Source organism: Bacillus sp. AFS037270, from assembly GCF_002585305.1.
The window spans coordinates 1-2,171 of record NZ_NUNF01000071.1; the positions used below are offsets into that span (position 1 = coordinate 1).

2 protein-coding genes are annotated in these 2,171 nt (G+C 36.0%); both read left to right on the forward strand.

What is annotated here, in order from left to right:
- Positions 1 to 105: 105 nt before the first annotated feature.
- Complete coding sequence (gene istA / locus COD92_RS26950) at positions 106 to 1,356, forward strand: IS21 family transposase (RefSeq protein ID WP_098532953.1); 1,251 nt, start codon at positions 106 to 108, stop codon at positions 1,354 to 1,356.
- Complete coding sequence (gene istB / locus COD92_RS26955; RefSeq protein ID WP_098532951.1) at positions 1,353 to 2,111, forward strand: IS21-like element helper ATPase IstB; 759 nt, start codon at positions 1,353 to 1,355, stop codon at positions 2,109 to 2,111. Before istA ends, istB begins: the two co-directional genes overlap by 4 nt.
- Positions 2,112 to 2,171: the final 60 nt, after the last annotated feature.

A 2,171-nucleotide genomic window follows, 5' to 3' on the forward strand; every position in this document is an offset into this window, starting at 1 on the left:
TGTGAAAAACGGTGTTAAAATCCCCAATATAAACGGTTAAAAATTCCCCAAAAATAACGGATAATTGTCTCGATACATCAAAATTTTTTTGAGTGGAGAGACAACATGTTAAAGGATGGGGAATTTTTTATGATCAGAGAGTTACATCAGAAAGGATGGACTCAAACTGCAATTTCAGAAGAAACAGGGTTTGATAGAAAGACCATTAGGAAGTACATAAACCAGAATCAACTTCCTAAAATAAAGGGGGATAAAAAAAGTAAAGGAAGCAAATTAGATGACTATAAAGAGTATTTGTTAAAGAGACTTAAAGAAGGAACCACAAATTGTGTAGTTTTGTTAGAGGAGATACAGGGAATGGGCTATGATGGCCAAATGACAATACTAAGGGAGTTTATTAGTCCCTTTCGTGAAAAACCTAATAAGCAGTCAAGTATCCGTTTTGAAACTCCTCCAGGTAAACAAGCTCAAATGGATTGGGGTGAATTAGGAGAACACGAGATTGACGGTAAGAAACAGAAACTTTATGTATTCGTCATCGTCCTTGGATATTCAAGAATGAAATACATGGAGATTACAACAACAATGAACATGGAACAACTGATGAAGTGTCACATGAATGCTTTCTCGTATTTTAATGGTGTTCCATCACAAATTCTTTATGACAACATGAAGACTGTAGTGATTAAGCATAGCCCGACTGAAATTAGATTCAATAGAAAATTTGAGGAGTTTTTAGCTTACTATGGCATTGTTCCAAAAGCTTGTAAACCAGCTCGTCCTCAATCTAAAGGTAAAGTGGAAAGTGCAGTTGGATATGTGAAGAAAAATTTTATGCAGCGAAAGTTGGAGCCATCCCTAGTTAAGATGAATGAGAGTCTAATAGAATGGTTGGACAAAATAGCTAATAAGAAGCCTAATCAAACAACCAAGGAATCACCGTTTGAACGGTTTGAAGTGGAACAAGAGAAATTACTAAATTGGAACCAACGCCCTCTATTCCCAATGAGTAGATGGACAACTACTAGAGTTGACCAACAGGGTTATATCTCTTACGAGAATAAACTGTACTCTGTCCCCTACCGTTATAAGGGAGCAGAAGTGAAGATTAAAGAGACTTTAGAACACCATATCGAAGTTTACTATGAACTAGATTGTATTGCAACACATCCAATGATCAATGGGAATACCAAATCAATCGCTCAATTGAAACATTACAAAGAAAATAAAAAAGAAGAGACGAAAGTGACACCTAAAGGTTTGGCGACCGGTCACAATCCTCTCTCTGGTCCAAAAGTGGAACAACGTTCCCTCTTGGTGTATGAAGAACAGTCAAAGGTTGGTGAATATGAATGAACACTGACCTTCTAACTGAACGTCTTAAAAGTGTAGGTTTTCATTTAACCTCAAATCGAATCGAAGGCATTTTAGAGGATGCCTCTAAAGATAATGTATCATATTCTGACTTTCTTAACATCGTTTTATTACAAGAAATTGAAAGTAAAGAGAGACAAAACCTTGAAAGACGGCTTAAAAAATCTAAACTACCATTTTATAAAAAAATTGAGGACTTTGATTTTGAATTTCAAACAAGCGTCAATGAACGTAGAGTAAAAGAGGTAATGACTTGTCGTTTCATCCAAAATGGAGAAAACATCTTACTCCTGGGTCCGCCAGGAGTAGGGAAAACTCACCTAGCAATAGGTCTAACAATTGAAGCAATAGAACAAGGAAATACAGCCTATTACACCAGATGTGATGATTTTATTTTATCTTGTAAAAAGGCTGAGCAGCGTGGAACTACTGCCCGCCTAGTTAATAAATTGTGTGTTCCTGAAGTATTAATTATTGACGAAATGGGTTATTTTCCATTTGATGAGCTTAGTGCTAATCTATTGTTTCAAATCATTTCAAAAAGGTATGAGCATGGATCTATAATTATTACGTCCAATAAATCCTATGTTGAATGGGGGAAAATATTTGGAGATGATGTTTTAGCTACGGCCGTTCTCGACCGTTTATTGCACCATTCAATAACGTTTAATATTAAAGGACAATCATATAGGTTAAGAGAAAAACAACGGGCTGGCGTTCAACCAATACAAGGTTGAACGCTGAAATTGGGGATTTTTTAACCGTTGGAAATGGGGAAAAATAAACCGTTGTTGACA

Excerpts from the sequence above, each read along its gene's own strand:
- istA (WP_098532953.1), top strand. The coding sequence starts at position 106 with ATGTTAAAGGATGGGGAATTTTTTATGATCAGAGAGTTACATCAGAAA.
- istB (WP_098532951.1), top strand. The coding sequence starts at position 1,353 with ATGAACACTGACCTTCTAACTGAACGTCTTAAAAGTGTAGGTTTTCAT.